General features: G+C 43.4%; 22 protein-coding genes. 13 read left to right on the forward strand and 9 right to left on the reverse strand.

Annotated features, from left to right (window positions below; translation table 11 throughout):
* The first annotated feature begins 149 nt into the window (after positions 1–149).
* On the forward strand, positions 150–362 hold the full coding sequence (cspE, locus tag SWOO_RS06925; protein WP_012323996.1) for a transcription antiterminator/RNA stability regulator CspE: 213 nt from the start codon (positions 150–152) through the stop codon (positions 360–362).
* Positions 363–663: 301 nt separating this feature from the next.
* Here cspE and yiaY read toward each other — a convergent pair whose 3' ends face one another.
* Positions 664–1,812 (reverse strand): L-threonine dehydrogenase, encoded by a 1,149-nt coding sequence (yiaY, locus tag SWOO_RS06930; RefSeq protein ID WP_012323997.1) that lies wholly within the window; start codon positions 1,810–1,812, stop codon positions 664–666.
* Positions 1,813–2,176: 364 nt separating this feature from the next.
* Between yiaY and SWOO_RS06935 the strand changes: the two genes are divergently transcribed.
* The gene (locus SWOO_RS06935) at positions 2,177–3,328 is read left to right on the forward strand and encodes a porin (RefSeq protein ID WP_012323998.1); all 1,152 of its coding nucleotides are present in this window, start codon (positions 2,177–2,179) and stop codon (positions 3,326–3,328) included.
* Between the two features lie 85 nt (positions 3,329–3,413).
* Here SWOO_RS06935 and SWOO_RS06940 read toward each other — a convergent pair whose 3' ends face one another.
* Positions 3,414–3,893, reverse strand: coding sequence for a YbaK/EbsC family protein (locus tag SWOO_RS06940; RefSeq protein ID WP_012323999.1), 480 nt, complete (start codon positions 3,891–3,893; stop codon positions 3,414–3,416).
* A 97-nt stretch (positions 3,894–3,990) separates the two neighbouring features.
* Positions 3,991–4,464: a LabA-like NYN domain-containing protein gene (locus SWOO_RS06945; RefSeq protein ID WP_012324000.1), complete on the reverse strand. Its 474-nt coding sequence runs from the start codon at positions 4,462–4,464 to the stop codon at positions 3,991–3,993.
* 472 nt (positions 4,465–4,936) lie between these two features.
* Between SWOO_RS06945 and SWOO_RS25835 the strand changes: the two genes are divergently transcribed.
* Positions 4,937–5,110, forward strand: coding sequence for a hypothetical protein (locus SWOO_RS25835; RefSeq protein ID WP_195742864.1), 174 nt, complete (start codon positions 4,937–4,939; stop codon positions 5,108–5,110).
* Between the two features lie 103 nt (positions 5,111–5,213).
* Here the strand turns inward: SWOO_RS25835 and SWOO_RS06955 are convergent, their stop codons facing one another.
* A complete protein-coding gene (locus SWOO_RS06955) occupies positions 5,214–5,663 on the reverse strand; it encodes a GNAT family N-acetyltransferase (RefSeq protein ID WP_041417525.1) in 450 nt (149 codons plus the stop codon).
* Positions 5,664–5,951: 288 nt separating this feature from the next.
* On the opposite strand from SWOO_RS06955, the gene SWOO_RS06960 reads away from it, so the two are divergent.
* The 5 genes from SWOO_RS06960 to SWOO_RS06980 all read left to right on the forward strand — a co-directional run bounded on the left by SWOO_RS06960 (position 5,952) and on the right by SWOO_RS06980 (position 15,068).
* Entirely contained in the window at positions 5,952–7,064 is a 1,113-nt protein-coding gene (locus tag SWOO_RS06960) for an efflux RND transporter periplasmic adaptor subunit (protein ID WP_012324003.1), read from the forward strand.
* Positions 7,064–10,171 carry a multidrug efflux RND transporter permease subunit gene (locus SWOO_RS06965; protein WP_012324004.1) on the forward strand — a complete coding sequence of 1,036 codons (3,108 nt, stop codon included), beginning with the start codon at positions 7,064–7,066 and terminating at the stop codon, positions 10,169–10,171. The genes SWOO_RS06960 and SWOO_RS06965 overlap by 1 nt, the downstream gene beginning before the upstream one ends.
* Before the next feature lie 507 nt (positions 10,172–10,678).
* Positions 10,679–14,317 (forward strand): pilus assembly protein, encoded by a 3,639-nt coding sequence (locus SWOO_RS06970; protein ID WP_012324005.1) that lies wholly within the window; start codon positions 10,679–10,681, stop codon positions 14,315–14,317.
* 32 nt (positions 14,318–14,349) lie between these two features.
* Positions 14,350–14,649 carry a TapY2 family type IVa secretion system protein gene (locus tag SWOO_RS06975; protein ID WP_012324006.1) on the forward strand — a complete coding sequence of 100 codons (300 nt, stop codon included), beginning with the start codon at positions 14,350–14,352 and terminating at the stop codon, positions 14,647–14,649.
* A 32-nt stretch (positions 14,650–14,681) separates the two neighbouring features.
* Complete coding sequence (locus tag SWOO_RS06980; RefSeq protein WP_012324007.1) at positions 14,682–15,068, forward strand: MmcQ/YjbR family DNA-binding protein; 387 nt, start codon at positions 14,682–14,684, stop codon at positions 15,066–15,068.
* 47 nt (positions 15,069–15,115) lie between these two features.
* Here SWOO_RS06980 and SWOO_RS06985 read toward each other — a convergent pair whose 3' ends face one another.
* Positions 15,116–15,850 carry an SDR family NAD(P)-dependent oxidoreductase gene (locus tag SWOO_RS06985; protein WP_012324008.1) on the reverse strand — a complete coding sequence of 245 codons (735 nt, stop codon included), beginning with the start codon at positions 15,848–15,850 and terminating at the stop codon, positions 15,116–15,118.
* A 48-nt stretch (positions 15,851–15,898) separates the two neighbouring features.
* The gene (locus SWOO_RS06990) at positions 15,899–16,309 is read right to left on the reverse strand and encodes a DUF3429 domain-containing protein (RefSeq protein ID WP_012324009.1); all 411 of its coding nucleotides are present in this window, start codon (positions 16,307–16,309) and stop codon (positions 15,899–15,901) included.
* 153 nt (positions 16,310–16,462) lie between these two features.
* On the opposite strand from SWOO_RS06990, the gene SWOO_RS06995 reads away from it, so the two are divergent.
* Positions 16,463–16,711: a DUF3081 family protein gene (locus SWOO_RS06995; protein WP_012324010.1), complete on the forward strand. Its 249-nt coding sequence runs from the start codon at positions 16,463–16,465 to the stop codon at positions 16,709–16,711.
* An 11-nt stretch (positions 16,712–16,722) separates the two neighbouring features.
* On the forward strand, positions 16,723–16,938 hold the full coding sequence (locus tag SWOO_RS07000) for a TIGR02450 family Trp-rich protein (RefSeq protein ID WP_012324011.1): 216 nt from the start codon (positions 16,723–16,725) through the stop codon (positions 16,936–16,938).
* A 22-nt stretch (positions 16,939–16,960) separates the two neighbouring features.
* On the opposite strand, the gene SWOO_RS07005 is transcribed toward SWOO_RS07000, so the two are convergent.
* Entirely contained in the window at positions 16,961–18,085 is a 1,125-nt protein-coding gene (locus SWOO_RS07005; protein ID WP_012324012.1) for a metallophosphoesterase, read from the reverse strand.
* A 178-nt stretch (positions 18,086–18,263) separates the two neighbouring features.
* Here SWOO_RS07005 and SWOO_RS07010 point away from each other — a divergent pair, with 178 nt between their 5' ends.
* Together SWOO_RS07010 and SWOO_RS07015 are read left to right on the forward strand one after the other, a co-directional pair.
* Positions 18,264–19,217 (forward strand): MBL fold metallo-hydrolase, encoded by a 954-nt coding sequence (locus SWOO_RS07010; RefSeq protein ID WP_012324013.1) that lies wholly within the window; start codon positions 18,264–18,266, stop codon positions 19,215–19,217.
* Between the two features lie 514 nt (positions 19,218–19,731).
* The gene (locus SWOO_RS07015; RefSeq protein WP_012324014.1) at positions 19,732–20,268 is read left to right on the forward strand and encodes a hypothetical protein; all 537 of its coding nucleotides are present in this window, start codon (positions 19,732–19,734) and stop codon (positions 20,266–20,268) included.
* A gap of 192 nt (positions 20,269–20,460) precedes the next feature.
* Here the strand turns inward: SWOO_RS07015 and SWOO_RS07020 are convergent, their stop codons facing one another.
* Positions 20,461–21,243: an Lcl C-terminal domain-containing protein gene (locus SWOO_RS07020; RefSeq protein WP_195742865.1), complete on the reverse strand. Its 783-nt coding sequence runs from the start codon at positions 21,241–21,243 to the stop codon at positions 20,461–20,463.
* A 391-nt stretch (positions 21,244–21,634) separates the two neighbouring features.
* Between SWOO_RS07020 and SWOO_RS07025 the strand changes: the two genes are divergently transcribed.
* Positions 21,635–22,612, forward strand: coding sequence for a hypothetical protein (locus SWOO_RS07025; protein WP_012324016.1), 978 nt, complete (start codon positions 21,635–21,637; stop codon positions 22,610–22,612).
* Positions 22,613–23,639: 1,027 nt separating this feature from the next.
* On the opposite strand, the gene ettA is transcribed toward SWOO_RS07025, so the two are convergent.
* Positions 23,640–25,304, reverse strand: a complete 1,665-nt coding sequence (gene ettA / locus SWOO_RS07030) for an energy-dependent translational throttle protein EttA (RefSeq protein ID WP_012324017.1) — start codon at positions 25,302–25,304, stop codon at positions 23,640–23,642.
* Between the last annotated feature and the right edge of the window lie 157 nt (positions 25,305–25,461).

Consider the following 25,461-nt stretch of genomic DNA (forward strand, 5'->3'; position numbering starts at 1 on the left):
TAAGTAAAAGTAGAACCCTCAGTTAGATCTTCGCAAGTTTGTCTCGGTAGTGTGTTTCCCTTAGCTTCATCGTAATACTTAATAATTCAGCTTCTTAGCACATCGCACTTTCGCGATACTTTTTAATGAATTTATATAAGGGACACAAAATGTCTAATTCAACTACTGGTACTGTAAAATGGTTTAACGAAGAGAAAGGTTTCGGCTTTATCTCTCAAGAGAATGGCGGCGCTGACGTATTCGTTCACTTCCGTGCTATCGCTTCTGATGGTTTCAAGACTCTTGCAGAAGGTCAGAAAGTATCTTTTGAAGTTGAGCAAGGTCAAAAAGGCCTTCAAGCTGCTAACGTAGTAGCTCTATAATCTAGTTCTCTAGACTATAAAATTAAGACCGCCCATGGGCGGTCTTTTTTGTGCCTGAATTTTTTGAACATAAAAAAAGCCCAAGATTATTAAATAATCTTGGGCTTTTTAGTGTGCTAATTCTTTGCAGGGAAAAAGCGAACTAAACCAGCTTACAACAGATGTATCATTTTGTGCTAGTGATTTATCTGTTCTTTACCTATTTTTAAGCGTTTATCTTGCTGGTCGTTGTAAAAATAAGCATAAGTCACTGCTAAATTAGGTTTTTATCGATAAGTAAAACTGATTCAGCTTTACTTGGCTAGAGTGCGTTAGTGAAGATCTGACAGATCTCTTCATGACTTGCCTGCTTAGGGTTGGTCAAGCCACAAGCATCCTTAAGGGCATTTTCTGCAAGGGTTGGGATATCTTCCGCCTTAACCCCTAGCTTAGTGAGATTTTCTGGGATCTTAACTGCAACAGAGAGTGATTTTATTGCTTCTATGGCAGCAGCAGCCCCCTGTTCATCACTCATGCTTGCGACCTCAACGCCCATCGCTTTAGCTACATCTTTTAAACGAGCCGCGCTGACTTGCGCGTTATACTCTTGAACATGTGGCAGTAACAGGGCATTACATACTCCGTGTGGTAGATCATAGAAGCCACCAAGCTGATGGGCCATTGCGTGTACATATCCTAGGCTAGCATTATTAAATGCCATTCCTGCTAGGAACTGAGCGTAAGCCATCTGATCTCGGGCATCGATATTTTGTCCGTTATCTACCGCTTCGACTAAATTACCCTTAATAAGCTCAATGGCTTTAATCGCACAGGCATCAGTAATAGGGTTTGCTGCGATAGAGACATAGGCTTCGACTGCGTGAGTCAAAGCATCCATTCCCGTTGCTGCGGTTAAACCTGCAGGCTTGGCCAGCATTAGCTCTGGATCGTTAACAGATAGAATAGGTGTGGTGTGTTTATCGACGATGGCCATTTTAATATGTCTGGCTTCATCTGTGATGATGCAGAAACGTGTCATTTCACTTGCCGTTCCTGCAGTGGTGTTGATTGCAACAAGGGGAAGCTGAGGTTTGGTAGAGACATCTAAGCCCTCATAGTCTTTGATGCTGCCACCATTGGTTGCCACTAGCGCGATACCTTTAGCACAGTCATGGGGAGAGCCGCCGCCCAGTGATACAACAAAGTCACATTCGTTGGCATTGAGTAGCGCCAATCCTGCTTCAACGTTGCCTACTGTTGGGTTGGGCTGAACGCCATCAAAGACTGTAGATAGTATTCCTGCTGCCCCCAATTTCTCTGCAACTTGGCCAACTAGCCCTATCTCAACTAAAGGCTTGTCGGTTACGATTAATGCATGTTTAAAGCCCAGAGTTTTAATGTCACCAATAGCTTCATCAACGGCATTTTGTCCTAACACATTAACTGATGGGATAAAAAATTTAGCAGCCATAAATTCACCTTTATGCTTAAATGTTTAAAGTTATTATCATTTCTGGTAACTAAAGTACCAATCTTGGTTGGGCAAAGGTGTGATCGGTATCTAAAAAGCCATGGGAATAGTTCAGTGATTATCACAAAATCAGACGTGTACTACTAAATTGATATAAATATGACAGAGGTAATGAAATTTAACCCCTTTTTCCTTTAACCTTACTTCTGCCTGTCTTAGGTGGGCATTCCTCTTGTAAACACCTGCTTTTGAAGTTTAATAAACTAAACCTACTCATCTGGAAGGCCTTGAGTAGATGTTCTTTCCTTTTGCGACAGAAACTTTGGTCTATACTTTTTCTTACCAGCCTTCTGGATAAGATAGAATGCAAATTTCTCCCATAGCTCAGTTTATTACCTTGACATTATTGGCTACCAGCTTCGATCTTGCTGCAGAGCAAAAAGTGACATTGGCGTCATTAAAGTTACAAATAGAGGCGCTACAAAAGCAGGTTATGCTGCTGGAGCAGGCTCAGAAGCAAGAGGCACAAAAACGAGAGAAAGCGATCTCTCAAGCAGATAAGCCCCCCGAACAAGTCCAGCCTAAGTCTGAAACCGGTAATAACACCCTTAAGGTCTATGCCACGATGAGACCCACATACGGCTACTTCGATGAGGGCGGTGAAACTTTCTATGATGTGAGAGATGCGTTATCTCATATTGGCCTTAAGGCGACTAATGAATTTATGCCTGGTTGGAGAGCTGAGCTTCATGGTGAGTGGGGCGTTGATCTCTCCAATAATGGTGATTTTGGTAAAGCTAGACGTGCCTATGTCGCCTTAGGTGGTCCCTATGGCCGTATCGGTATCGGTAAGCAAAGGCCACCACAATATCTACTGATTGCTGAATATGTTGATATCTTTAATCATGCAAACAGTCCCTTCGCCTATGATCCTGAGAGTGTTTTTTTCGTTAATAATATGCTGACTTATCGGCTGAGTGTTGAGAATTTTAGCTGGTTAGCCGCAGCGCAATTTGATGGTGGCAGTGGCAGTAATAGTGCCGATCTGGTTAATCTTGGGTTGAGTTACGATAATGACGGTTTTCATGGCGCAGTCACTTATCTAGAGCAGAGCAGTATCGATGGGAATTTAACAACAGGTGAAGATGAAGTTTGGGCTGTATCTTTAGCTAAAGAGTTCGGTAATGGCTTCTACTTAGCGGGAGCTTATCAAGATAAAAACTATCAACGAGATGGGATTTCTCAGGATAGAAATGGCCACACCTTAGATATCGCTTCTGCTTATCGGATCAGCCAGCAGTTTAGAGTCAAGTTAGGTTATTTTGATTTTGATGATGGTAGGGAGACGTTTTTGAGCCAAAGATATCATGGTTTTAACACAACCTTAGAGTGGCTTCCCGACGACAACTTAAGGTTTCATCTAGAGTACCTGACCAAAGATTATGATTACTTAAATGATTTTGATTCTTGGACTGTTGGCTTTAGATATGATTTTGCTAAAGATTGGCGTTTTTAACTTAAATTACTCTTGTTAAAACAGCTGCATAATGCCGGAATGTCTAGTCATAACTCCATGTTTGACTAGACGTATATAACGCAGATTAGTGGATTGTTTGATGGCTGAATCTCATATGCTTAGAGTCTTTAATCAGGCGGACAAAGTCCTCTCTGCTGACACGAAGTAAACTATTATGATCGCCCGCTTCCAGATAGAGCTCTTTAGATTGGACCAAGAGGTCATCATAAACCGCTTCCATATTATAGGCATTTCCGAAGGGGGGAATGGCTCCTTTCTCGCAATCTTCAAACATCTTATAGACAGATTTTTCATCGATAAGGTGTAGGTCTCGATTTAGTTTCTCTCCTAGTGAGCCTAAGCTTATCTTATGATCTGCTAATAGCACTGCCATCATCTTTCGGCCTTCATGATCTTCTAAGATCACGGCTTTGGCTATTTGTGCTGGCGGGATATTGGCGGCAACTGCTGAGCTAATTGAGCTAGAGCTGTGGGGATGGGAGATGAGATCGTAGCTCACCTCATTTTGATTTAAGTACTCATTTAAACGAACAGAGATAGTCATGATTTAACCTCATAAAGACAGTATGACCTACCAATTATAGTCGTTTTGACTAAATTTCTCTTTGAAACTAGCTTATTTCCCTGCTTAGGTATAAGAATCAAAGTAGTAGTGCATCATCTATTTCATGATACTTAGCTGCTGAATCTATCAGAGACTTTGCAGTAAGGCCTGGCACACCATAAACTTGGGTTTCAATTCCATACTTTTGGTAAATTTTGAGCATTAATAGATCAAAGTCGCCATCGCCGGAAAGTAAGATAATGCTATCGACTTCGCTGGCCGCTTCCATGATATCGATAGTGATCCCTACATCCCAATCCCCTTTAGCACTGCCATCTGCTCGCTGAATAAAGGGCTTAAGTTTGACATCAAACCCTATATGTTTGAGTGCATCTTGAAATTTGAGTTGGCCATCATCGCCCTTATGAATGGCGTAAGCGGTTGCTGACACTATTTCACCTTCATGGCTGATATGTTGCCATAGTTTACGATAGTTAAACTGACGTCCGTGGGCTTGACGGCAGGTGTAGTAGATGTTTTGAACGTCGACAAAAAGGGCAATTTTTTTCAAGTCACAATCCTAGATTATTTACATCACCAAACCATACAGCAGCAAGTGACAGTAGTGAAGCATGCAAACCTGTTATACCAATCAGTATAAGAAGTTGATCTACTCAGAGTGTCTTTTGGCAAACTAATTCAAGGCGAATGAATGATAGAATGGTTGTTCCCTTGTGAGTCCATTCAACGCAGAAGTAGGCAGCCAAAAACACTCCTTACAGGCGAGTTTTAGCGGTTCTGATACTGCGTTAACGAGCTAAACCGTAGAATAACTATGCTCTTCACTCGTTGCCTTGCCTCAGGACCGCTAAACTCTCGCTGAGCGATCAAATCTTTATACTGATTGGTATTAGTAAATTAAGCCTTGTGCATTGTTCATGCTTCACCAATTCGGTATGCTGTCTGGTATCTGGTTAGTTTATTACCCATTATCTAGGTTAACTCTGAGAATAATAAAAAGTAACATACTAAAGGTAAATAGAATGTCTTCGATATCATCACTGATAACCGCAGTAAAGCGTTCTGTGGCAAGCGCTTCAACGACTGTGCATACTGTTATGGTCAGTGTATCGGCTCTGTTAGTTGTGGCATTTGAGCCCATAGAGGAGTTTTTTGTACGTAGTCTGACTTTAATCTATCTCTTTTTGAGCCATTGAGCTGTTACCAAACCTTAGCTCTAATTTTTGTCACTAACCCTTGTTAGTAATCCCTGTCATTAAGCTCAGTCATTCAGCCCTAGCACAAGGGTTAGTCTTACCTTTATTCCACCGTTTTACGCTTGAAAGCCAATAAAGATAATGGCTTATCTTCACTGTGATATCTGTTAAATAGCTGGCCAATATCATTGGGTGGTGTTTGACACTTTTCGAATCCATGTTGTTGATAGAAGCTGACTAGATGGGGAAGTGAAAAGATAAATGTATACTCATCTGTCATCTCATTATTTATTCCACGCATCAAAGTATGACCTAAACCTTTACCACGATGCTGTGGATGGATCAGCATGCCTGTTACTAAGGTATAGAGACCAATAGGCCTTAGTCTGACAGCGGCAATAACTTCACTCTCTACTGCCACTTCAGCGGTACCCTTCTCTTCGAGGAGAACGGCTATTCGCTCTTTTTTAGTGAGTCGCGCATAGGGCATAAACTGTTTATAAAATGGATAAACTTGGGCACGATTATTAAGGGAGAGCCAGTGAAGGTGCAAAGTGTTTCTCGTTAATTTGTTGATGGAGGGATTTTATCAAAATTATACCCAGCTAGCATGGGCATTATTTATACTCTTTCCTGTATCGATTGTTGCTAAAGTACCTGCTTAGTTTAATCCTTGTTGCTTTAAGGTTTCCCTCAGGTTTCAGGTCATGGTTTGTTACAAGTTTTGGATTAAAAAGAGCAGGTTAATTGCTTAGCTTTACACTGCTTTACCCTACAAAGGCTGAATTTTATTTAAAATAGCTTCACCCCTGATGTTTTGAATTGATAAAGAAATTCATAAATGAAAAAAAGCCTGATTATTATCCCCATTGTTTTATTGATTACTGCGATAGCCTCATTCAGTGGTTTCTCTGAAGCCAAAAAATCAGCAGATAAAACTGCCCGAGCACCTAGGGTTGTTCCTGTTGTGACTGGAAGTGTGGAGCAACACATGCTCTCTCAATCACTCTCTTTAATTGGTAAGCTAGAGGCGGATAGATCTGTATTTATCGCGCCTGAAGTGGCGGGGAAAATTAAGCAGATTAACGTTGTTGCTAATCAAGATATCCAAGCGGGTCAGGTGTTAATTCAGCTTGAGGATGCTCGGGTTCAGGCGAGTGTTGCCGAAGCGAATGCTTACCTTAATGATGAAAAACGTAAGCTTAAAGAGTTTCAAAAGTTGATCGCGAAAAGCGCCATCACACAAACAGAGATTGATGCTCAGAAAGCCAGTGTTGATATCGCAGCTGCGCGATTGGCTGCGGCACTTGCAGAGCTTGATTTTCACTACATAAAAGCTCCGTTTTCGGGCACGGCTGGTTTGCTCGATTTCAGTCTAGGTAAGATGGTGACTGCGGGCAGTGAGCTGCTCTCCCTCGATGATCTCTCTTTAATGAGGTTAGATCTGCAGGTGCCAGAAAACTATCTCTCATTACTCAGCGTTGGCATGAAGGTGAATGCGACTAATCGTGCATGGCCAGCAGAGATGTTTAGTGGTCAGGTTGTGGCTATCGATCCTAGAGTTAATCACGAAACATTGAGTCTAAAGGTCAGGGTTAGTTTCGATAATGCCAGTCATAAGCTTAAACCCGGCATGTTAATGTCGGCCAATCTAGGCCTTCCTGCGGTATCTGAACCCGTTATCCCAGTTCAAGCTATTGAGTATTCTGGCACGAAACGTTTCGTGTATGTGGTAGGTGAAGATAAGTTAGCTAAGCGCACTCAAGTGACATTAGGCGCGCGAATTAAAGATGAAGTGGTGATCACTCAAGGCGTCGATATTGGCGAGAAAATAGTGGTTCAGGGTTTAGTGAATATGCGTGATGGTCTCAGAGTCGATGAGCTGTTAGCGCCGAAAAGCCATATGACTGCCGATGCAGATCAAGGTGGGAATAGTAGCGGAGACAGAAGTTAATGTTAATTTCTGATATCTCAGTTAAACGTCCGGTTGTTGCTATCGTTTTAAGCTTGCTACTGTGTGTTTTTGGAGCGGTTTCTTTCTCAAAACTTGCTATTCGTGAAATGCCCGACGTTGAAAGTCCAGTGGTCACTGTAATGACCACCTACGAAGGTGCGTCGGCAACCATCATGGAGAGCCAGATCACCACGGCTCTGGAGGATGAACTCACGGGGATCAGCGGTATCGATGAGATAACCTCAGTGACTCGAAATGGGATGTCCCGTATCACGATTACTTTCGATCTCGACTGGGATCTGACCGAAGGGGTTAGTGATGTTCGTGATGCCGTAGCCCGTGCTCAGCGCCGTCTACCCGATGAGGCCAATGATCCAATTGTATCTAAAGATAATGGCTCAGGTGAGCCCTCTATCTACATCAATCTAAGCTCATCTGTGATGGACAGAACTCAGCTTACCGATTATGCCCAGCGTGTGCTTGAAGACAGGTTTAGTCTGATAACTGGTGTGAGTTCGGTGAGTATTTCCGGTGGCTTGTACAAGGTGATGTACGTGCAGTTAAAGCCTGAGCTGATGGCGGGTCGTAACGTCACTACCGCTGATATTATTGCTAGCCTGAAAAGGGAGAATGTGGAGACTCCCGGTGGTGAGGTGCGTAATGACACAACTGTGATGACTGTTCGCACCGCACGTCTTTATAATCATGCAGAAGACTTTGATTATCTTGTTGTGCGTACGGCTAGTGATGGTAGCCCTGTTTATTTGAAAGATGTGGCTTCGGTGTTTATTGGGGCTGAGAATGAAAACTCTACCTTTAAAAGTGATGGTGTACCTAATTTAAGTTTAGGCATCATAGCCCAGTCAGATGCGAACCCACTTCTGGTTGCCAAGGCGGCGCACAAAGAGGTGGAGCGTATTCAACAGTTCCTGCCTGCGGGTACTGAGCTTGTGGTCGACTATGACTCAACCGTATTTATCGACCGTTCTATTACAGAGGTATACAACACGCTTTTCATCACTGGGGGACTGGTGGTTTTGGTGCTCTATATCTTTATTGGTCAGGTGCGGGCAACACTCATTCCCGCTGTAACAGTGCCCGTCTCTTTGATCTCTGCATTTATTGCGGCAAATTTCTTTGGTTTTTCGATCAATTTATTGACCTTAATGGCGCTTATTCTCTCGATAGGTTTAGTCGTGGATGATGCCATTGTGGTGGTGGAGAATATATTCCATCACCTTGAAAAGGGTGAGGAGCCGCTACTTGCCGCCTATAAGGGCACGCGTGAAGTTGGCTTTGCCGTGGTGGCGACAACGGCCGTTTTAGTGATGGTGTTTCTGCCAATATCTTTTATGGAGGGGATGGTTGGTCGCTTATTTACTGAGTTTTCAGTGATGCTTGCTATGTCGGTTATCTTCTCCTCAATTGTGGCGCTGACCTTAACGCCAGTGCTTGGCAGTAAGATGCTAAAAGCCAATGTGAAACCTAATCGATTTAACCTATGGGTAGACAAGTTATTCAATAAATTAGAGTTTGGTTATCGCAAAACGGTAGCTCAAGCTGTTCGTTTTCGCTTTGCAGCCCCTTTAGTGATCATCTTATGCATCGCTGGTAGTGCTCTTTTGATGAAAAGCGTGCCCTCGCAGTTGGCGCCCCAGGAAGATCGTGGCGTCATATTTGCTTTTGTTAAAGGGGCGGAGGGAACCAGCTATAACCGGATGACTGCCAATATGGATATTGTTGAGCAGAGGTTGATGCCCTTGCTTGGGCAAGGGGTGATCAAATCTTTTAGCGTGCAAGCCCCCGCTTTCGGCGGCCGCGCAGGCGATCAGACTGGCTTTGTGATTATGCAGCTGGAAAGTTGGGAAGATAGAAGCATAAATGCTCAACAAGCTCTAGGTATTGTGGCTAAAGCTTTAAAAGGTATTCCAGATGTGATGGTACGTCCTATGCTGCCTGGATTTAGAGGACAGTCGAGTGAGCCTGTGCAGTTTGTGATTGGTGGTTCAGATTATGATGAACTGTTTAAGTGGGCGCAGGTGCTGCAAGAGGAGGCTATTCATAGTCCTATGCTGGAAGGCGCCGATCTCGACTATGCCGAAACGACACCTGAATTGGTGGTGAGTGTCGATAGAGAGCGGGCTGCAGAGCTTGGGATCAGTGTTGCCGAGGTATCAGAGACTTTAGAGGTGATGCTTGGAGGGCGCAGTGAAACCACCTTTGTCGATCGCGGTGAGGAGTATGATGTTTATCTAAGGGGTGATGAAAATAGCTTTAACAGTATGTCGGACTTAAGCCAGATCTATATGCGTTCTGCTAGAGGTGAACTGGTCTCGCTGGACTCCATTACCCATATTGAGGAGGTGGCGTCGGCAAATAAGCTCAGTCATACCAATAAGCAGAAGTCGATCACCTTAAAAGCTAACTTAGGTGAAGGTTATACCTTAGGCGAAGCACTTGATTTCTTAGATGCAAAGGCGATAGAGATCTTACCCAGTGATATTTCGGTGAGCTATACGGGGGAGTCCAAAGATTTTAAAGAGAACCAAAGCAGTGTCTTGGTCGTATTTGGTTTAGCACTTTTAGTGGCTTATCTAGTGCTGGCAGCCCAGTTTGAAAGTTTTATTAACCCTATGGTGGTGATGTTTACTGTACCTATGGGGGTATTTGGCGGATTCTTAGGACTTTATCTAACGGGGCAAGGGCTGAATATCTATAGTCAGATAGGCATGATAATGTTGATCGGTATGGTGACTAAGAACGGCATCTTAATTGTCGAGTTCGCTAACCAGTTAAGAGACAGGGGCTTGGAGCTAGAGCAGGCAATTATCGATGCGTCGGCTCGTCGCCTGCGACCTATTCTGATGACGGCATTTACTACCTTAGTGGGCGCTGTTCCACTTATTTTATCCACGGGAGCAGGCTCTGAGAGTCGTATTGCAGTGGGAACTGTTGTTTTCTTCGGTATGGCATTTGCGACCTTTGTGACTCTACTTGTTATCCCCGCCATGTATCGACTCATTTCGGGGGCAACTCATTCACCGGGGTTTGTGGAAGCTAAGCTTAATAGGGCGATATCAGCTCAACAGCTTGCTGAACAAAAGTGATTCTATTCATTAAGCTATAACCGAGAGGAATTATTTATAAAGGGTAAACAGAGCTGTTTACCCTTTTTTACAGCTACAAATCTGAAATATCGCTAAGTCCCCACACCTTCTTGTTTAGCATGTTCAACTTTATTTTCTTGTATTGTTAGTTTATCTGTTTTGTTGTTCTCTGTTTTCTTCTTTGTTTGCCCCCACTTTAAGGTCCGCCAATAAAAGCGTAATGACTAGTTTTTTCTTTATTTGTCGAACTTATATTCTGAAATTTTCGTTTAATCAGTATTTTAATGTGGCCGGCTATTTACACTTTGAAATGGTATAAAGTGTTGTAATTGTGTGTCTAGTTGGTTTAATCTTATTATTCTCTTGGTTTGTTTAGTGTTTAATCTTGAGTGCAGTTTTTACTGTATTAGATGTCATTTAAAAATAAGAGATGTGACAGGGGAGTTGTAAGCATCTGTATCTGAAGGGAATCATTACCGTGCGCATATAATAATAGAAAATATCCCTATGAGCATTTTTGCCCCTGAATTGACTGCAATTTGTGGTCAGGTTTGTAGCCGTTTAACTGCTATTGGTCGGTCAACTTTTTCCTATCGTCGATTTAGACTTTCATCTTTTTTGATCAGCTCTTCTGCTATTTATATTCTGTTTCCGCACTCTATCTTAGCCGATGATACTGAACTCTATGTGCATGAAGCATCTGCACGTAGTGGGGCTCGGCCGCAGATGCTGATAATCTTTGATAACTCCGGCAGTATGAATACAACGGTTGTTGGAGCTGAAAAACCTTATTCATCAAATGCCGGTGGTATAAGCGGCGATAACTTAGGCAAGCAAAACAAGCTCTACTTCACCAGGGGGGCCACGGCCGCAGAAGATCAACCTAACCCCTCCAACACATCAGAAACACGTCACTTTTCTGGAGTGATCAATAGTTGTGAGAGCTCTTGGGAATCACTGCATGAATATGGTTTTTATACTGGCTATTTCAGAGGTTACTCATTTACAGGCTCTGAAGGAACCTGGAAGGAGCTCGATGATACCGGCACTGAGGGGGTGATTGGTATCGACTGTTTTGAAGATATACAGGATGAAAAATGGGCCAATGCAGTGGGAGTGACAAGTGGTTTACCTGTCGATGGGCGTGGCTCTAGCTCTCAACCGAGATTTTATACCTACGCTAATGGGAGCTCTACTGAAGCAACTAAGCAGCGGGCGCGCGAACGAGCTGAGCTGACTGGATTTGGCACAGGTCGCCCTTTGACTATCTATACTCAAGACTACCTTACTTGGCAACATGGTACTAAAGAGAAGGCGAATATCAGCCGTTTAGAGATCGCAAAGAATGCGGTTAAAAGTATCATTTTAACCACACCGAGTGTCGATTTTGGCTTAGCGGTGTTTAATGTTAACGCGTGGAATGAGTTTGAGCGTGATGGCGGGAGGATTATCTCTGGTCTAAAGGAGAATACCTCTGGGGTAAAGTCAGACTTGATTGAAGTTATTGGCGATATTCAAGGTAAAACGAATACCCCTCTTTGTGAAACACTGTATGAAGCTTATCGCTATTTTTCTGGATTAAGTGTCGACTTCGCCTACAAAAATACTGACCTACCAGGAGCGGGTTATTACGTAAGTCAGCAACCTCAAATGGATGCTTCTGTGGCTAAAAGTGGCATTTACGAATCGCCATTTAAAAAGTGTCAGAATAACGCCAGCGTGGTGATTATTACTGATGGTGTGCCGACTAAAGATGCTGCTGCAAATGGTTTCATTGACACATTAACCGGAGGAGCTGATAAATACGGCAGTGCAGCGACAGGAGATCTCAACTATCTAAGCGCGATGTCAAGCTGGATGAATAAGTATGATCTTAATACCAGTGAACCGGGCGAGCAAACCGTTAGCACTCATACGATAGGTTTTAGTAAAGGGGCTGCTAGTGCGGCAGCACTTTTGAAGAAAACTGCTGAAGTAGGCGGAGGACGCTATTTTGATGCCACCAATGCTAACCTGTTACAGGGCTCACTGCAGCAAGTGGTCAGTGAAGCGTTAGATACTAACTCTAGTTTTACTTCGCCGGCGGTTGCGAGTAATAACTTCAACCGAACTCAATCATTTGAGTATGCTTACTACTCCATATTCTTGCCCAATAAGGGGCCTACTTGGCTTGGAAACCTTAAGAAGTACAGAGTGACAGGAAAGGGGGAAGTGGTCGATAAAGCCGGAAACCCTGCCATTGGTCTTGATGGAAATATTAAGTCCACAGCTTGCTCTTTCTGGACACCTTCTGCTGTATGTAGTGCTGGTGGTGATGGTAATGAAGTTGAGAAAGGCGGAGCCCTGTCTGCGATGCAGGCGGCTGATTCTAGAACCATCTATAGTAATTTAAACACTGGATTAACTGAGCTGACCGTTAACAATGTCACTAGTACTGCGGGAGGAACCGAAAACTTAGTTAACTACCTAGGCGTTGCTGAAGAACAGTTCCCCTCTCTTTTTGGTTGGGCAATGGGCTTAGATGTCGATAACAATAAAGGGCTGGAGAGCATTCCTAATCCAGCAACTAATTGGCGCGATGACATTATGGGGGATGCCCTTCATTCAAAACCACTAGCACTTAACTTTGGTACAAAGTCGACGCCTGATGTGCGTATTGTGATGGGGACTAACCATGGTTTTCTGCATATGTTTAAAGATGATAGTAGCAGTAACAGCGTGACTGAAAATTGGGCTTTTATTCCTTATGAACTTCTACCAAATCTAAAAACTCTTAGGGCGAATGTGCCCACAGGTGTTCACTCTGTTTATGGCGTTGACGGTTCTCCTGTGGCCTACACCGAAAGTAATGACTCAGGTATAGAGAAGGCATGGCTCTTCTTTGGCATGCGCCGAGGCGGCAGTAGTTACTATGCTATTGATATCAGTAATCCCGATAATCCAAGCTTTATGTGGAAAGTGGATGCCAGCTCGCCGGGTATGTCTGAATTGGGTCAGTCATGGTCTACTCCTGTCGTCACAACCATTCCAGGTCGAAGCAGTGAGAGTCCCGTGCTTATTTTTGGTGCGGGTTACTCGCCGTCGGGTAAAGATGGTGCGGGTATTGGAGCCGATGATGTTAAAGGTCGCGGGGTCTTTATTCTTGATGCTGAAACCGGTGCATTGGTGCATCAGTTTGGCTCTGCCAGTACAGGAGGAACACAACTTCCAGGGATCTCAGACAGTATTCCAAGCTCAGTTGCTGTATTAGACTCCAATGCTGATGGGGCAACCGATCGTATTTATGCGACAGATACAGGCGGTAATGTATGGCGTATGGATATGCCATCTGCAGATACAAATAAGTGGTCTGGGTTTAAATTTGCCAGTTTAGGTGGTGGTGTTCAATCTTCTGACAGACGTTTCTACTCAGCTCCCGCCGTGGCACAAACCGTCATCACCAATATTGCCGAGGTGACTGTCGAGAACGGTGGAACAACAACCAAAACAAAAACCAAGCTTAACATCCCCTATGATGCCGTGGTGGTAGGTAGCGGACACAGAGCAATGCCATCAGATTTGAGCCGCTCAGATATGTTCTTTACCCTGCAGGATAGAAATGTGGTGAGTCGCTCCTTTAAAGGTGGGGGGAGTGGAGTGGTTATTCCAACAACGTTGACCCTATCAGAGCTCTATGATGTTACCTCAACTCCCCCTTCAGATTCTGATGAGCAGGAGCAGATCAATTTTGGTAAGAAAAGAGGTTGGTATTACAGTTTCTCCCGTACTGGCGAGAAGAATTTGTCACCAGCCACCATAGTTAATGGGCGAGTATTCTTCACCTCATTTGTGCCGCCCGGTGATAACTCCAGCAGTGATCAATGTATTAGTGCGGGAGCGGGCTTTCTCTATAACTTCGATCTTCATCGGGGAACGCGAACACATACCTACATAAGAACGGGTGAATTTGTGCCTGATACGCCTCAGCTCATCGTTCCTCCACGTGTGGTTAATGAAGGCGAAGAAGCTAACCCCCCGAATATGTACCTTATCGGTATTGGTGCAGCCCTGCCTGGTAACCCACCTGAAGGGTGTGACCCTAGTGATTTAAAGTGTGTGGGCGGCGGGTTAAGTACTAATAGAATTTATTACTATACGTCTGATTAAGTTTATGGATTATTGAGCCTTAGGAAAATAAAATGAAAAAGTTACTTTGGGTTATCAGTTTATGCTGTCTATGGCTCTCATTTAGCACTACTGCGGAGGAGAGGGCGGATTATAAATGTTATGTTGATACTAATCAGGGACACAAGGTGGTGCGATTTTCTTGGTATCCGAGTAAAACAAAGCTCTATATGGCGAGGTTTGTCGGTAAGCGGATGACAAGTGATAAAGGGTCACAACCCCTGTATATAAAGAGTATGCTTGAGTGTGTTAATGTGACGCAATCATTCAACAAGCCTCAAGCGCGAGCTGTTGAACAAAGAACCTTAAGTTAAATCATATGGGCTGTTAGCTTTAGTAGGAAAATATGGACGTTGAAACGGCAAAACAGTACCTATTATCTAAACCGGAAACGATACTTGATTTTCCCTTCGGTAAAGAGGTTTCTGTATTTAAAGTGAAGGGAAAAATGTTCGCGACCTTGGCCATTGGTAAGATGGGAAAAGGTGATGAAGATGGTCATCGAGATTGGTGGATGAACCTCAAATGTGATCCTGATGAAGCCGCGATATTGAGGGATATATTTCCTGCTGTGATCCCCGGTTATCATATGAATAAGGCGTTATGGAATACCGTTATTCTCGACGGCTCAATTCCGCAAGGTGAAATTGAACGTATGATAGACAACTCATTTTCCTTAGTGGTTGCCAAGATGACGAAGAAAGATCAGAGATCGATTTTACTTCATCTATAACTTGCGACTCCAAGTACTTTCTCTATGGGGTTGGAGGCTTGGCCTTATCACCAACTGATCGCCTTTCCTTGCCAATCAAGATAACTTAATGTGCTATCGAGTTCAGACTTTTCAACAATTTCTAGCAGTTGCTTAGCTACAAACTCGCAAGAGAAAAGCTTCCCCGGTGGTACATTTTTTTGAAACGGTTTTGAAAGAGCTGTATCAGTGGTTCCTGGGTGAAAGGCGATAATTTTGATGTTTTTAGCCCGCCGAGCTAGCTCAATTGCGGCAGTTTTAAGCATCATATTGAGGGCTGCTTTTGAGGCGCGATAGCTGTACCACCCACCTAGACGATTATCACTAATGCTGCCAACTCGAGCACTAAATACAGTGATCTTGCAGGGGATTGAACTGGTTAACAGTGGTGTTAATTTTTGCAGCCACAGTATGGGGGTGAGTGCATTTATCATCATGACTTGTTCAAATGATGCTGCTGTTAGATCCTCTAATCGTTTTTCAGGCTTAATCTGCTGAGTATGCAGTACGCCGTGACAGATGAATACTTGGGTAATAGGAGCATGATCTAATTGTGCTAGCTGACGGATCACGGCTTCAATCGATGCCGATTGATAATCTTCAATTAATATTTTGTTGATATTATCGTCAATTATTTCTGAATAAGCGCTAAAGTCTCGGGTGACTAACACTAATCCTGTACTGTCTATTTTCTCTACCTGAATCGCTATGGCTACTGCAATATCGCTACTTGCCCCAATGATTAAAGTTTGTTGAGTTATCATGCTCTCTCCCGGTGATAGTCATTTTGTCTGTAGCGGAAATAGACTGTGCTATGACCATAAAATAAGCGCCACTATGTGCAGTAAAATCACAGCAAACGTTAGTCGAAAGCGCATAATAATGTAGTCAATTTTGAGTTTACTTTGCTTAACAAACCTAATTTCATACAGGAAGAGGAGTAAGTAGCTTGTTGCTAAAATGCCTAAAGCGATATCGTGACGTATCAATAAGCAAGCGAATGCTGTGATGCTAAAAATATTACTCACAATCTGTTGATGACTTTGCTGTAGTTGCCTATCAACTCGCCAAATAGTGCCAGCAATAAAGCTTAATATAATGGCGCTATAAGCGATAAAAGCGGACTTTAGTGCTATACCCCAAACCATTTCACGCTCACTTAGATACAGGCAAGCGACAAATGGAATCAACCCCATGTAGCCCAGTATTTTCCAAGTCTTCATCGGTACTTCCAAATCGTATACAGGTTTTAATTCTTTGATAACGATACGCTGCATCTGTGATGAGGGATCACTTCTTTATAGCCGCTGTATCGGTGATCGATTCGGTTATCAGGCTCGTATATATTTTTAGATAAGTGATAAAGAGTACTTGAATTGAAAAATAACCTAGATGTAAAACGTAGTTTGTTGATCTTTAATCAAATCATCAGTCATGGAGAGCGGAACAATGGACGTAGCGTTTTCAATGGCATGAGCGCTTGGTATGACTTTGATGGTTATACCTGTTATTTGGCATTTAATGAGGTCACATTGACGCTACTCTTTCATGGCAAATACCTCATAGATAGCCCATCGGCAGAGTCATTGGCCGCATTTGAAAAAAAACTATCACAATTTAATTAGTGCAGGTACAGATGAATAGTGTCAATCCAAAGGCTTTACTTCATAGTAAATGGACCAAGAAGCATGTGGAGAATAGGGAGAAGCATTTTGTGATAACTAAGGTTGAACGAGATGAGGATAATAGAGTTATCGAGTGCCTCATTCAGGCTGTCATTAACCTGAATGAGTACTCCATTGATTGGCGCGATCTTAAAGATGTCTCATTATGGCGACAAGGTTGGCAGTAGCTTAACCAAGTGTGGCCATTTATTAGAGCCCAATACGTTCGCCATTGTATAAACCGCGTATTAAATGTCCCTCTTTCATCAGAAGGATCTCCCCTGAATTGCCATTTTTAATACTGGAGTCGATGGCTAAAACCTTGTTATCGAACAGCCCTAACACCTGCTCTTGAGAGGTGTGCCCAACTACCACTCGCTTGACCTGAAAGTAGGCTAATATCTTATCGAGTTCATTCTCATCAAAGTCTGGTTTGAAATAACCTCTAAACCAAGTTGGCCCATTGCCAAAAAAGAGGAAGTTCAATAGTGGGTCTTGGCGTATCTCCTCTTTTGACTTGTCGACATTAGCGCGATATAAACGGTTGGCCTTTTTTAGATTGAGCCCACGCTCTATCCATTCATTGCTAATTCCGCCATGGAGAAACAGCGAGTCATTAATTTTCACTAGTGTGTTCTTGCTGCGCAGCCACTGGCCTATCTCACTGCTGTTGTCATACAGCTCATCATAGGTGCGGTTTAACAGTTTTTCTGTAGTCTGATAGCGCTCATTGACATAACGTAGGTCACCACGCATCACCATCTGTTCATGATTTCCCATTAACAGGTGAAGTTTACCGCCAGCTTTTGATGCTTGTCTGTCTAGCTTATACATAAACCAAAGCACTTCATTAATCAGATGACCGCGGTCGAACATATCTCCCGTCATCACCATATGTCCATCACCAAACGCCCAATCACTGTTTTGGTCGATGATCTTCTGCTTTTTTAACAGATGAATAAGCACGTCATACTGGCCGTGGACATCACTTAACGCGACGATTTTTTTCACGCCCGTATAGATATCGGGATGAACTAGCTTAGCGTCATGATTCAGTACTGGCTCAGGTAACTCACCGCAGTTTGAGGGGCGATGAAGTTGCTGCTCGTTAATCTCAGTGGTCAGCAAAGTGCTATCACAGATCCAAGATGCGTGCTGCTTATCTCTGGTCTCTTGCTCGCTTCCCTTTTTATAGAACAGATAGGGGCCATCGAAATAGCGTCCATCGAGCTGCCCAGACTCATTGTTAGCAGTGACTGAGTTTTGCTCGGAAGCTAATGCTGACTGACTTACGAAAAGTAAGCCCAATACGCTTAATGTTAATATCGTTTTCAATGCGTTGGCTCTTATTTATTGTGATCCTTGATGCTCGGCGAAATACTAGCACTTCAGGCAAGAGGGCTGCCAGAGCAAAGAGCTGGATAGATATAGAAACGATGTAAAAACGAGGTTGACTGATTTTTGATGATAAACGTAAAGTGGCTAGAGAATACTAAATGATTAAGGATGATAGATGTCTAAATCTCTATATTTACTGCTGATGTTAGTCAGTATTGTTAGCCCGATAAGTGGAGTCAATGCCAAGGAGTTTACACAGGCTAGCACGCTTAAAGTGACTACGCTTTCGACCATGCTTGCCAGTCGTGGAATAGGGGAGTGGGGTTATTCCGCCCTGATAGAAGTTGATGGCAAGAAAATTTTGTTTGATACCGGCAATCGTCCTGAGACAGTGCTGCAAAATGCTCAAACTTTAGGTATCGATCTGTCTGATGTTGAAGATGTGATATTAAGCCATAATCATGGCGACCACACAGGTGGTCTGCTCACCCTCAGAAAAACACTGCGTGTACAAAACCCCAAGGCCCTGAGTCGTATTCATGTGGGCAAGGGGATATTTGCAGAGCGAGCCAATAGCCGAAATTCAATATTAACGATGCGAGACCAACTGATTAAGCTGGGAAGCGAGTTTATTGTTTATGAGAAGCCCACTGAAATATTCCCTGGGGTTTGGCTTACAGGCCAAGTACCGCGGGTTCATCCTGAGAAAAACTGGAGTGGAAAGGGACAGATCGTCACACAAGCAGGTTTAGTCGAAGATAATATCCCAGAAGATCTCTCCTTGGTTATCGACACCAATCAAGGTTTTGTACTTATCTCTGGCTGCGGCCATGCGGGGATTATTAATACCATGGAGCACATTACCGCTAACATTCACCCAAGTAAAATCGCAGCAGCCATAGGCGGATTCCATTTAGTGTCCGCAACAGATGAACACTTAGCTTGGACGGCCAAGAAACTACAAGATTTTGGTGTCGATCAGATGATTGGCGCACACTGCACCGGTATCGATGCCCTCTATACACTACGCGGCCATTTGGCTTCGGACAGAAAGCACATGGTTGTCGGCTCTATTGGTGATCAGTTCACTTTAAAAACAGGCATAAAAGCAGGCTTTATTGCACATTAGTTGAGTGTTTAAAGGTCAAGTTTTCTTGCCTTCGAATGAAGGCTGATTACATTTTTATTTAGATTCTGGCTGGTTTGATATTTGGTGTTGTGTTTGAAGGTTGTACCTTCATTGTTATCTATCGCCTCCAGCGGGGGGAATGTGTAGTTACTTCTGCGAGACGCTGTGAATATATCCCTATACGCTCTACGACTTCATCCCTGAAGCCGAAGCTCGCAGCCGCATCTACACCTGTTCATTTGTCTCTTCGATTTAGCTTTACTTGGTTGGGTTTCGTAACTTATTTTTGCCCCATTATTAGCTTCGCCGAACAAATTAGCGTATCCAATCATTCGTAATTTGCCCAAATACAGCTAATGTGAGAACGGTGATATTTATACAGTAAAAGTGTATTCAAATCTCGATTGGGGAAGTCGCTTTGGGACAAAAGCGAGTTAGGTTCGTTTAACTGGTGTCCCAAATATGTGGTACTGTTCATGTTGAGCAATTGTGTAACAGTTAAGAGATAGACACGATGAGAGAGATTTACACAGTAGACCAGTTAGAAGATTGGTTCGCTGAATGGTCATTTAAACAGGGCAGAATTTACTGCCCTATTGATGAGTTACTGATTCCAATGGTGAGACATTTACGTAACTCTCACCTACTGAAAGGTTGTTCAAGTGAAGATGGTGAAACCTTGGATGACCTGTTCAGACTTATGATTGAACCAACCACACCAACTGTTAATTGTCGGCTAAAGACAGAGCCAACGACCGAACAGGTGAAACAGTTCTGCGATGTGGTTTTTAAGCATCTGGGTAAAACCCAATTGACCGTAGCCGTAACACTGATTCTGGTTAAGCATGTTGGATTACCAACACCATCTTATAGATTGATTCCTGATGCACCTGTAATCAAGAAAACAGAAGTAATAGATTTGAGTCCTGTCATGACAATCTGTGGTCGATTAGGAATCTTTGAAACTTGTCCTATATGTGGAAAAGGTAAAGCACGACTGGACTGGTTAACTGGTTACTACAATGAATGTCAGGAGTGTGAGATACTCTGACCTGACCCGTTAGATTAACAGTACATGTACTAGCTCAGACCTGATCTGACAGTTCTCCACTTTTGAATGGTGTCTGTCAGTTTAAATTTGAGCTAGATTTTAATCGGCTAATACAGATAAGGTGTTCGACAGTGTAATCTGGCGCATCAGATCTATTGATAGTGCGCATACCGCCAGTAAAGAAAGTTAACCCTACTTGGTAGAGCGCCACAGTCCCCATTGTTGGATAAGCTCTAGTTGGGTATTCTTCTCAAAGCGACTGTGCATTGCAGTACCTGGAAAGCAGTTAAAAGCGAAAGCGGTATCATTAAACCAACGTCGTGCTTGTAGCTGTATTTCTTCGTCAACGGGTGGTAGTTCAGGGTAATACTTGTTGAGGTATTCGCTTGTGTAAGCATACTGTAATGCGTTCTCTTTTGTTTTCAGAATCTCGTTCAACCCTTTTACTACGCCATAAAACATAGTAAAGCTCTCAACCACATGGTGATGTTCAAGGAAGGGAGGAGTTTCACCACGGACACAGCGAATCCAAAGAAAATTGTTAATATCATATTTGCCAACACTCCCAGTCTTGTAGTCAAAAATCAAAGTATTGGTTTCATCGTGATCCGCCGACATGTATGCTATACGGGACACATCTGAAACGCCGGGATTCATTGACTCTGTTAACTTATCGTATAAGGAACGAAGCTCATTGACCGTAGGTAAACGCCAATCACTATAGCCTCCGTGTTTAATCTCGTTTAAATGATTGGCATAATCATCTGCAGTTAAACAATCTTCATCGATCTTAATTTGATTTTGAACTAAGTGTTCTGCAGGTTGCTGCTTGGCACTATCATTGCGGTAGTACATCAACTCCCAGTTTTCTTTAGTCTTCAACTCCCACGTTAAATTAGTTGATTCATCCAGCCATACTTCAGGTTCAATTGGTTCTTGATGTGGTGTTTTTGAGAACCCGTCTAGAAACTTCATTATCATTTACGTGAGCCTATTTTTAAGGTTAGGAGGCATTCTTCAATTATAGTCATAGTGACTCCTTATCGATTGAATAACCGTTATATTGTTTGGTGTGATTTACCGACAGGCTTAGCAATCTAAGTATTGTTCTTACCTTGATTCCTTAGTCGGTATGCTTCTGCGTACCAATCTCGTGCATCTTTGGTTATGCCTAGATTGTTACCAATTTGACCTCGGTTGGGGCAGGTGCAGATTACCTTAGGTGACAAAGGTGTAAAGTGAATTATAGGCATTTTTTGAAATGCATCTCAGCACCGCGAAAATAAATGGGGACAGGCATAGTTAATTGCGTAAATTCCGCACCTCCTACTAAGCTTTAATTATCGGTAACCAGTAGGAGTTAACCATGCCTCGTCCCAGAAGAACCCAGATAAGTATTGAAGACACGCCTTGGTACCATTGCTGCTCCAGAGTGACTAGACGTGCCATGTTGCTAGGGGATGATAAATTCACAGGTAAAAACTATGACCACAGGCGTGATTGGGTCGAATCCCAGTTACTGAAATTAGCGGGGGTGTTTGCAATTGATGTTGCTGCGTATGCCGTGATGAGCAATCACCTACATGTTGTGCTTTATGTTGACCTTGAAACAGTGAATAGATGGTCAGATAGAACGGTAGTTGAGCAATGGCATAAGCTGTTTAGTGGTACTGAAATCACACAAAAGTTTGCTAAGGGTGAAGTGATAGAAGAGTATCAAGTGGCTAAATTAAAACACCTTATTGCCACTTACCGCTCACGCTTGTGCGATATTAGTTGGTTTATGCGCTGTCTTAATGAGCCGATAGCAAGAAAAGCGAATATCGAAGATAATTGCACAGGCCATTTCTGGGAAGGGCGCTTTAAGAGTCAAGCCTTGCTTGATGAAGCGGCGGTGCTGGCCTGTATGGCCTATGTTGAACTCAACCCTATTCGAGCCAAAATGGTTGATACACTTGAGAATTCAGACCACACCAGTATACAACTTAGGGTTAATGCTGCGTTGAAAGGAGAGCAACCCACTAAGCTACTCCCTTTTATTGGAGATGAGCAGCTCAATCAGCCGAAGGGAATAAACTTCGCACTGAAGGATTACCTAGAGTTAGTTGATGAAACGGGTAGAATTATCCGTGATGACAAGAGAGGTTCTATCTCTGCTAACAGTACAAAGATACTGACAAGATTGAATATTTCATCAGACAACTGGATAAAATTGACCTCAGAGTTTGGCAAACTGTTTCACGGCCCAGTAGGGGAAACACAATCGTTAACACGCTATTGTGAGCACCTTCAAAAACGTCGACGGCATTTCTCAAAAAGTTGTCTGCACTTTCAAGCTGATTAATTTATTTGAATAACCTCAACTGCTAAAGAGTCCATGGCAAATAGTATGGATGAACTCTCCACATTTTAAATTCATCATTCCAGCACTAAAACCACTATTTTCAGTCATATACCAGCTTAAGAATCTACTTCGTAGAGTTAGAGAAGCTTTTGTGTCGTAAGAATATTGAACATCGGCAGTAGAGCCGTTATGTTATTGATTAATAATGGCTGGCTAGATTTATTTTAGTCAGCTTGGAGAACACTCGTATTATCATTGTATAAGCCGAAATCACCTTAAGTGGACACCCATAGAAATCAACGGAACCATTTCTTTTCCCTCATCCTACCCCTTGCTTCATGCCTTTTTCCTCCGCCGAGGGGATCAGCTTTGTCTTGATGCTTAACGAAAACAAACAGCATTCTTACCACGGAGCGCTTCGCTGCACGGAGAATACGGAGGTAAAGATCTAGAACTCAAAGATTTAAAATACTAAGATTTAGAGAACAGGGCTTTAGATTTCGCTCTTCTTCGTGTCCTCTGTGCTCTCCGTGGTGAATAGCTTTGGCTTGGTCTTTAACTATTTTTGAGCAGAGTATAACTAGCTCACTTTTGTCCAGAAACGATTTAGAGAAGACTAGTAAACTTCAATCGAAGAGATAAACAATCAGGTGTGAAGGCGGCTGTGACCTTAGGTTTCAAGGTGAGGTTTCACATAGTGAAACTCTGCGAACGAGAGATAGGGATATCGAACTGGCCGTTTAACAGGGAAGTTATTGGAAACCGCAGAGCGGCCAAGGATGGACTCTTATGACATCAAGAGCCAGCGTCCCACAGAAGTATTTACACGTAAGGCATGCTGCAAGCAATGGATAACAATGAAGTTATGGTTCCCAACAAGCTGATCAAATACATACCCAGCCCAATGAACCCAATAAAATAGATATTTAAGTAACTTGTTATCCGACAAGTAATCCCCCTTTGGGTAAAAACAAAAAGCCACCCTATAAAGAGTGGCTAGTCATTATTCTGAGCTACTCGTTACTCGCTAGCTCATACGCTTGTACTTAAGACGATGTGGCTCAACCACATCAGTACCATAGGTCTCTTTTAACCAAGTTGAGTATTCGGTGTAGTTGCCTTCGTAGAAGTTCACTTTACCCTCATCGCGGTAGTCAAGAATGTGGGTGGCGATTCTATCGAGGAACCAACGATCGTGAGAGATAACCATGGCACAACCTGGGAACTCAAGTAGAGCCTCTTCCAGTGCACGTAGAGTTTCAACGTCCAAGTCGTTGGTTGGCTCATCGAGTAGCAACACGTTACCGCCAGCTTGCAGCAGTTTTGCTAAATGAACTCGGTTACGCTCACCGCCCGATAGGGTGCCGATGATCTTCTGCTGATCGCCACCGCGGAAGTTAAAACGTCCCACGTAGGCACGAGATGGGATCTCAGTGTTGTTGATGCGCATAATATCCTGCCCACCTGAGATCTCCTGCCATACCGTGTTCTTATCGTTCATCGAATCACGGAACTGCTCAACCGAGGCAATCTGTACAGATTCACCGAGTTCAACTGTGCCGCTATCTGGCTGCTCTGCACCTGAGATCATCTTGAACAGGGTTGATTTACCCGCACCGTTGGCACCGATAATACCGACGATAGCCCCTTTAGGGACAGTAAAGCTTAAGTCATCGATAAGTACGCGATCGCCATAGGATTTAGTCAGGTTATTAATCTCGATAACCTTGTCACCTAAACGTGGTCCAGGTGGAATGAACAGCTCATTGGTTTCGTTACGCTTTTGGTAATCATTTGTATTGAGCTCTTCAAAGCGAGCCATACGCGCTTTACCTTTAGACTGACGTCCTTTTGAGCCTTGACGTACCCACTCAAGCTCCTTGGCAATAGTCTTTTGACGAGCGCTTTCTGTGGCTGATTCCTGTTGCAGACGAGCATCTTTCTGCTCAAGCCAAGAGGAGTAGTTACCCTCCCATGGAATACCTTCACCACGGTCGAGTTCTAAGATCCAACCCGCGGCGTTGTCGAGGAAGTATCTATCGTGGGTAATTGCCACAACGGTGCCAGTGTAGTCTTGTAAAAAGCGTTCTAGCCAAGCAACAGACTCAGCGTCCAAGTGGTTGGTAGGCTCATCGAGAAGCAGCATGTCAGGCTTTTCGAGTAGCAGACGACAGATGGCCACACGGCGGCGCTCACCACCAGATAATACGGCTATTTTTTCATCCCAATCAGGAAGACGCAGGGCATTAGCGGCGCGCTCTAGGATGTTGTCTAGGTTATGGGCATCTTGTGACTGAATGATCGCTTCAAGTTGTCCCTGCTCTTTGGCAAGGGCATCAAAGTCAGCGTCAGGTTCTGCGTAAAGTGCATAAACTTCATCGAGACGAGTTAGGGCATTTTTAGCTACCGATACTGCTTCTTCAATCGCTTCACGAACGGTTTGGTTCTCATCAAGCTTAGGCTCTTGAGGCAGGTAACCTATCTTAAGGTCCTGCATTGGACGCGCTTCACCCTCAATTTCGGTATCGATACCGGCCATGATGCGAAGTAGGGTGGACTTACCTGAGCCGTTCAGACCCAAAACACCAATTTTTGCGCCTGGGAAAAAGCTTAATGAGATATCTTTAAGGATCTGCTTTTTAGGCGGGACTATCTTACCCACTCTAAGCATGCTGTATACAAACTGAGCCATGATTTTCATCTTCTATGACAAAACAATGGCATGATTCTACTTGATTAAATGGGGAAGCTAAACAGAGTTCTCTTAGATATTTGATAGGAAGTGAGAGGTCTCGCTATTTACCATGAGAGGGGGAGTGATTTTACTGAGAAAAGTGTTTTCTATAATC

It is taken from the genome of Shewanella woodyi ATCC 51908, from assembly GCF_000019525.1.
GTDB lineage: Bacteria > Pseudomonadota > Gammaproteobacteria > Enterobacterales > Shewanellaceae > Shewanella > Shewanella woodyi.

Excerpts from the sequence above, each read along its gene's own strand:
- cspE (WP_012323996.1), top strand. The coding sequence starts at position 150 with ATGTCTAATTCAACTACTGGTACTGTAAAATGGTTTAACGAAGAGAAA.
- yiaY (WP_012323997.1), bottom strand. The coding sequence starts at position 1,812 with ATGGCTGCTAAATTTTTTATCCCATCAGTTAATGTGTTAGGACAAAAT.
- SWOO_RS06935 (WP_012323998.1), top strand. The coding sequence starts at position 2,177 with ATGCAAATTTCTCCCATAGCTCAGTTTATTACCTTGACATTATTGGCT.
- SWOO_RS06940 (WP_012323999.1), bottom strand. The coding sequence starts at position 3,893 with ATGACTATCTCTGTTCGTTTAAATGAGTACTTAAATCAAAATGAGGTG.
- SWOO_RS25835 (WP_195742864.1), top strand. The coding sequence starts at position 4,937 with ATGTCTTCGATATCATCACTGATAACCGCAGTAAAGCGTTCTGTGGCA.
- SWOO_RS06960 (WP_012324003.1), top strand. The coding sequence starts at position 5,952 with ATGAAAAAAAGCCTGATTATTATCCCCATTGTTTTATTGATTACTGCG.
- SWOO_RS06965 (WP_012324004.1), top strand. The coding sequence starts at position 7,064 with ATGTTAATTTCTGATATCTCAGTTAAACGTCCGGTTGTTGCTATCGTT.
- SWOO_RS06970 (WP_012324005.1), top strand. The coding sequence starts at position 10,679 with ATGAGCATTTTTGCCCCTGAATTGACTGCAATTTGTGGTCAGGTTTGT.
- SWOO_RS06975 (WP_012324006.1), top strand. The coding sequence starts at position 14,350 with ATGAAAAAGTTACTTTGGGTTATCAGTTTATGCTGTCTATGGCTCTCA.
- SWOO_RS06980 (WP_012324007.1), top strand. The coding sequence starts at position 14,682 with ATGGACGTTGAAACGGCAAAACAGTACCTATTATCTAAACCGGAAACG.
- SWOO_RS06985 (WP_012324008.1), bottom strand. The coding sequence starts at position 15,850 with ATGATAACTCAACAAACTTTAATCATTGGGGCAAGTAGCGATATTGCA.
- SWOO_RS06990 (WP_012324009.1), bottom strand. The coding sequence starts at position 16,309 with ATGAAGACTTGGAAAATACTGGGCTACATGGGGTTGATTCCATTTGTC.
- SWOO_RS07000 (WP_012324011.1), top strand. The coding sequence starts at position 16,723 with ATGAATAGTGTCAATCCAAAGGCTTTACTTCATAGTAAATGGACCAAG.
- SWOO_RS07010 (WP_012324013.1), top strand. The coding sequence starts at position 18,264 with ATGTCTAAATCTCTATATTTACTGCTGATGTTAGTCAGTATTGTTAGC.
- SWOO_RS07015 (WP_012324014.1), top strand. The coding sequence starts at position 19,732 with ATGAGAGAGATTTACACAGTAGACCAGTTAGAAGATTGGTTCGCTGAA.
- SWOO_RS07020 (WP_195742865.1), bottom strand. The coding sequence starts at position 21,243 with ATGAAGTTTCTAGACGGGTTCTCAAAAACACCACATCAAGAACCAATT.
- SWOO_RS07025 (WP_012324016.1), top strand. The coding sequence starts at position 21,635 with ATGCCTCGTCCCAGAAGAACCCAGATAAGTATTGAAGACACGCCTTGG.
- ettA (WP_012324017.1), bottom strand. The coding sequence starts at position 25,304 with ATGGCTCAGTTTGTATACAGCATGCTTAGAGTGGGTAAGATAGTCCCG.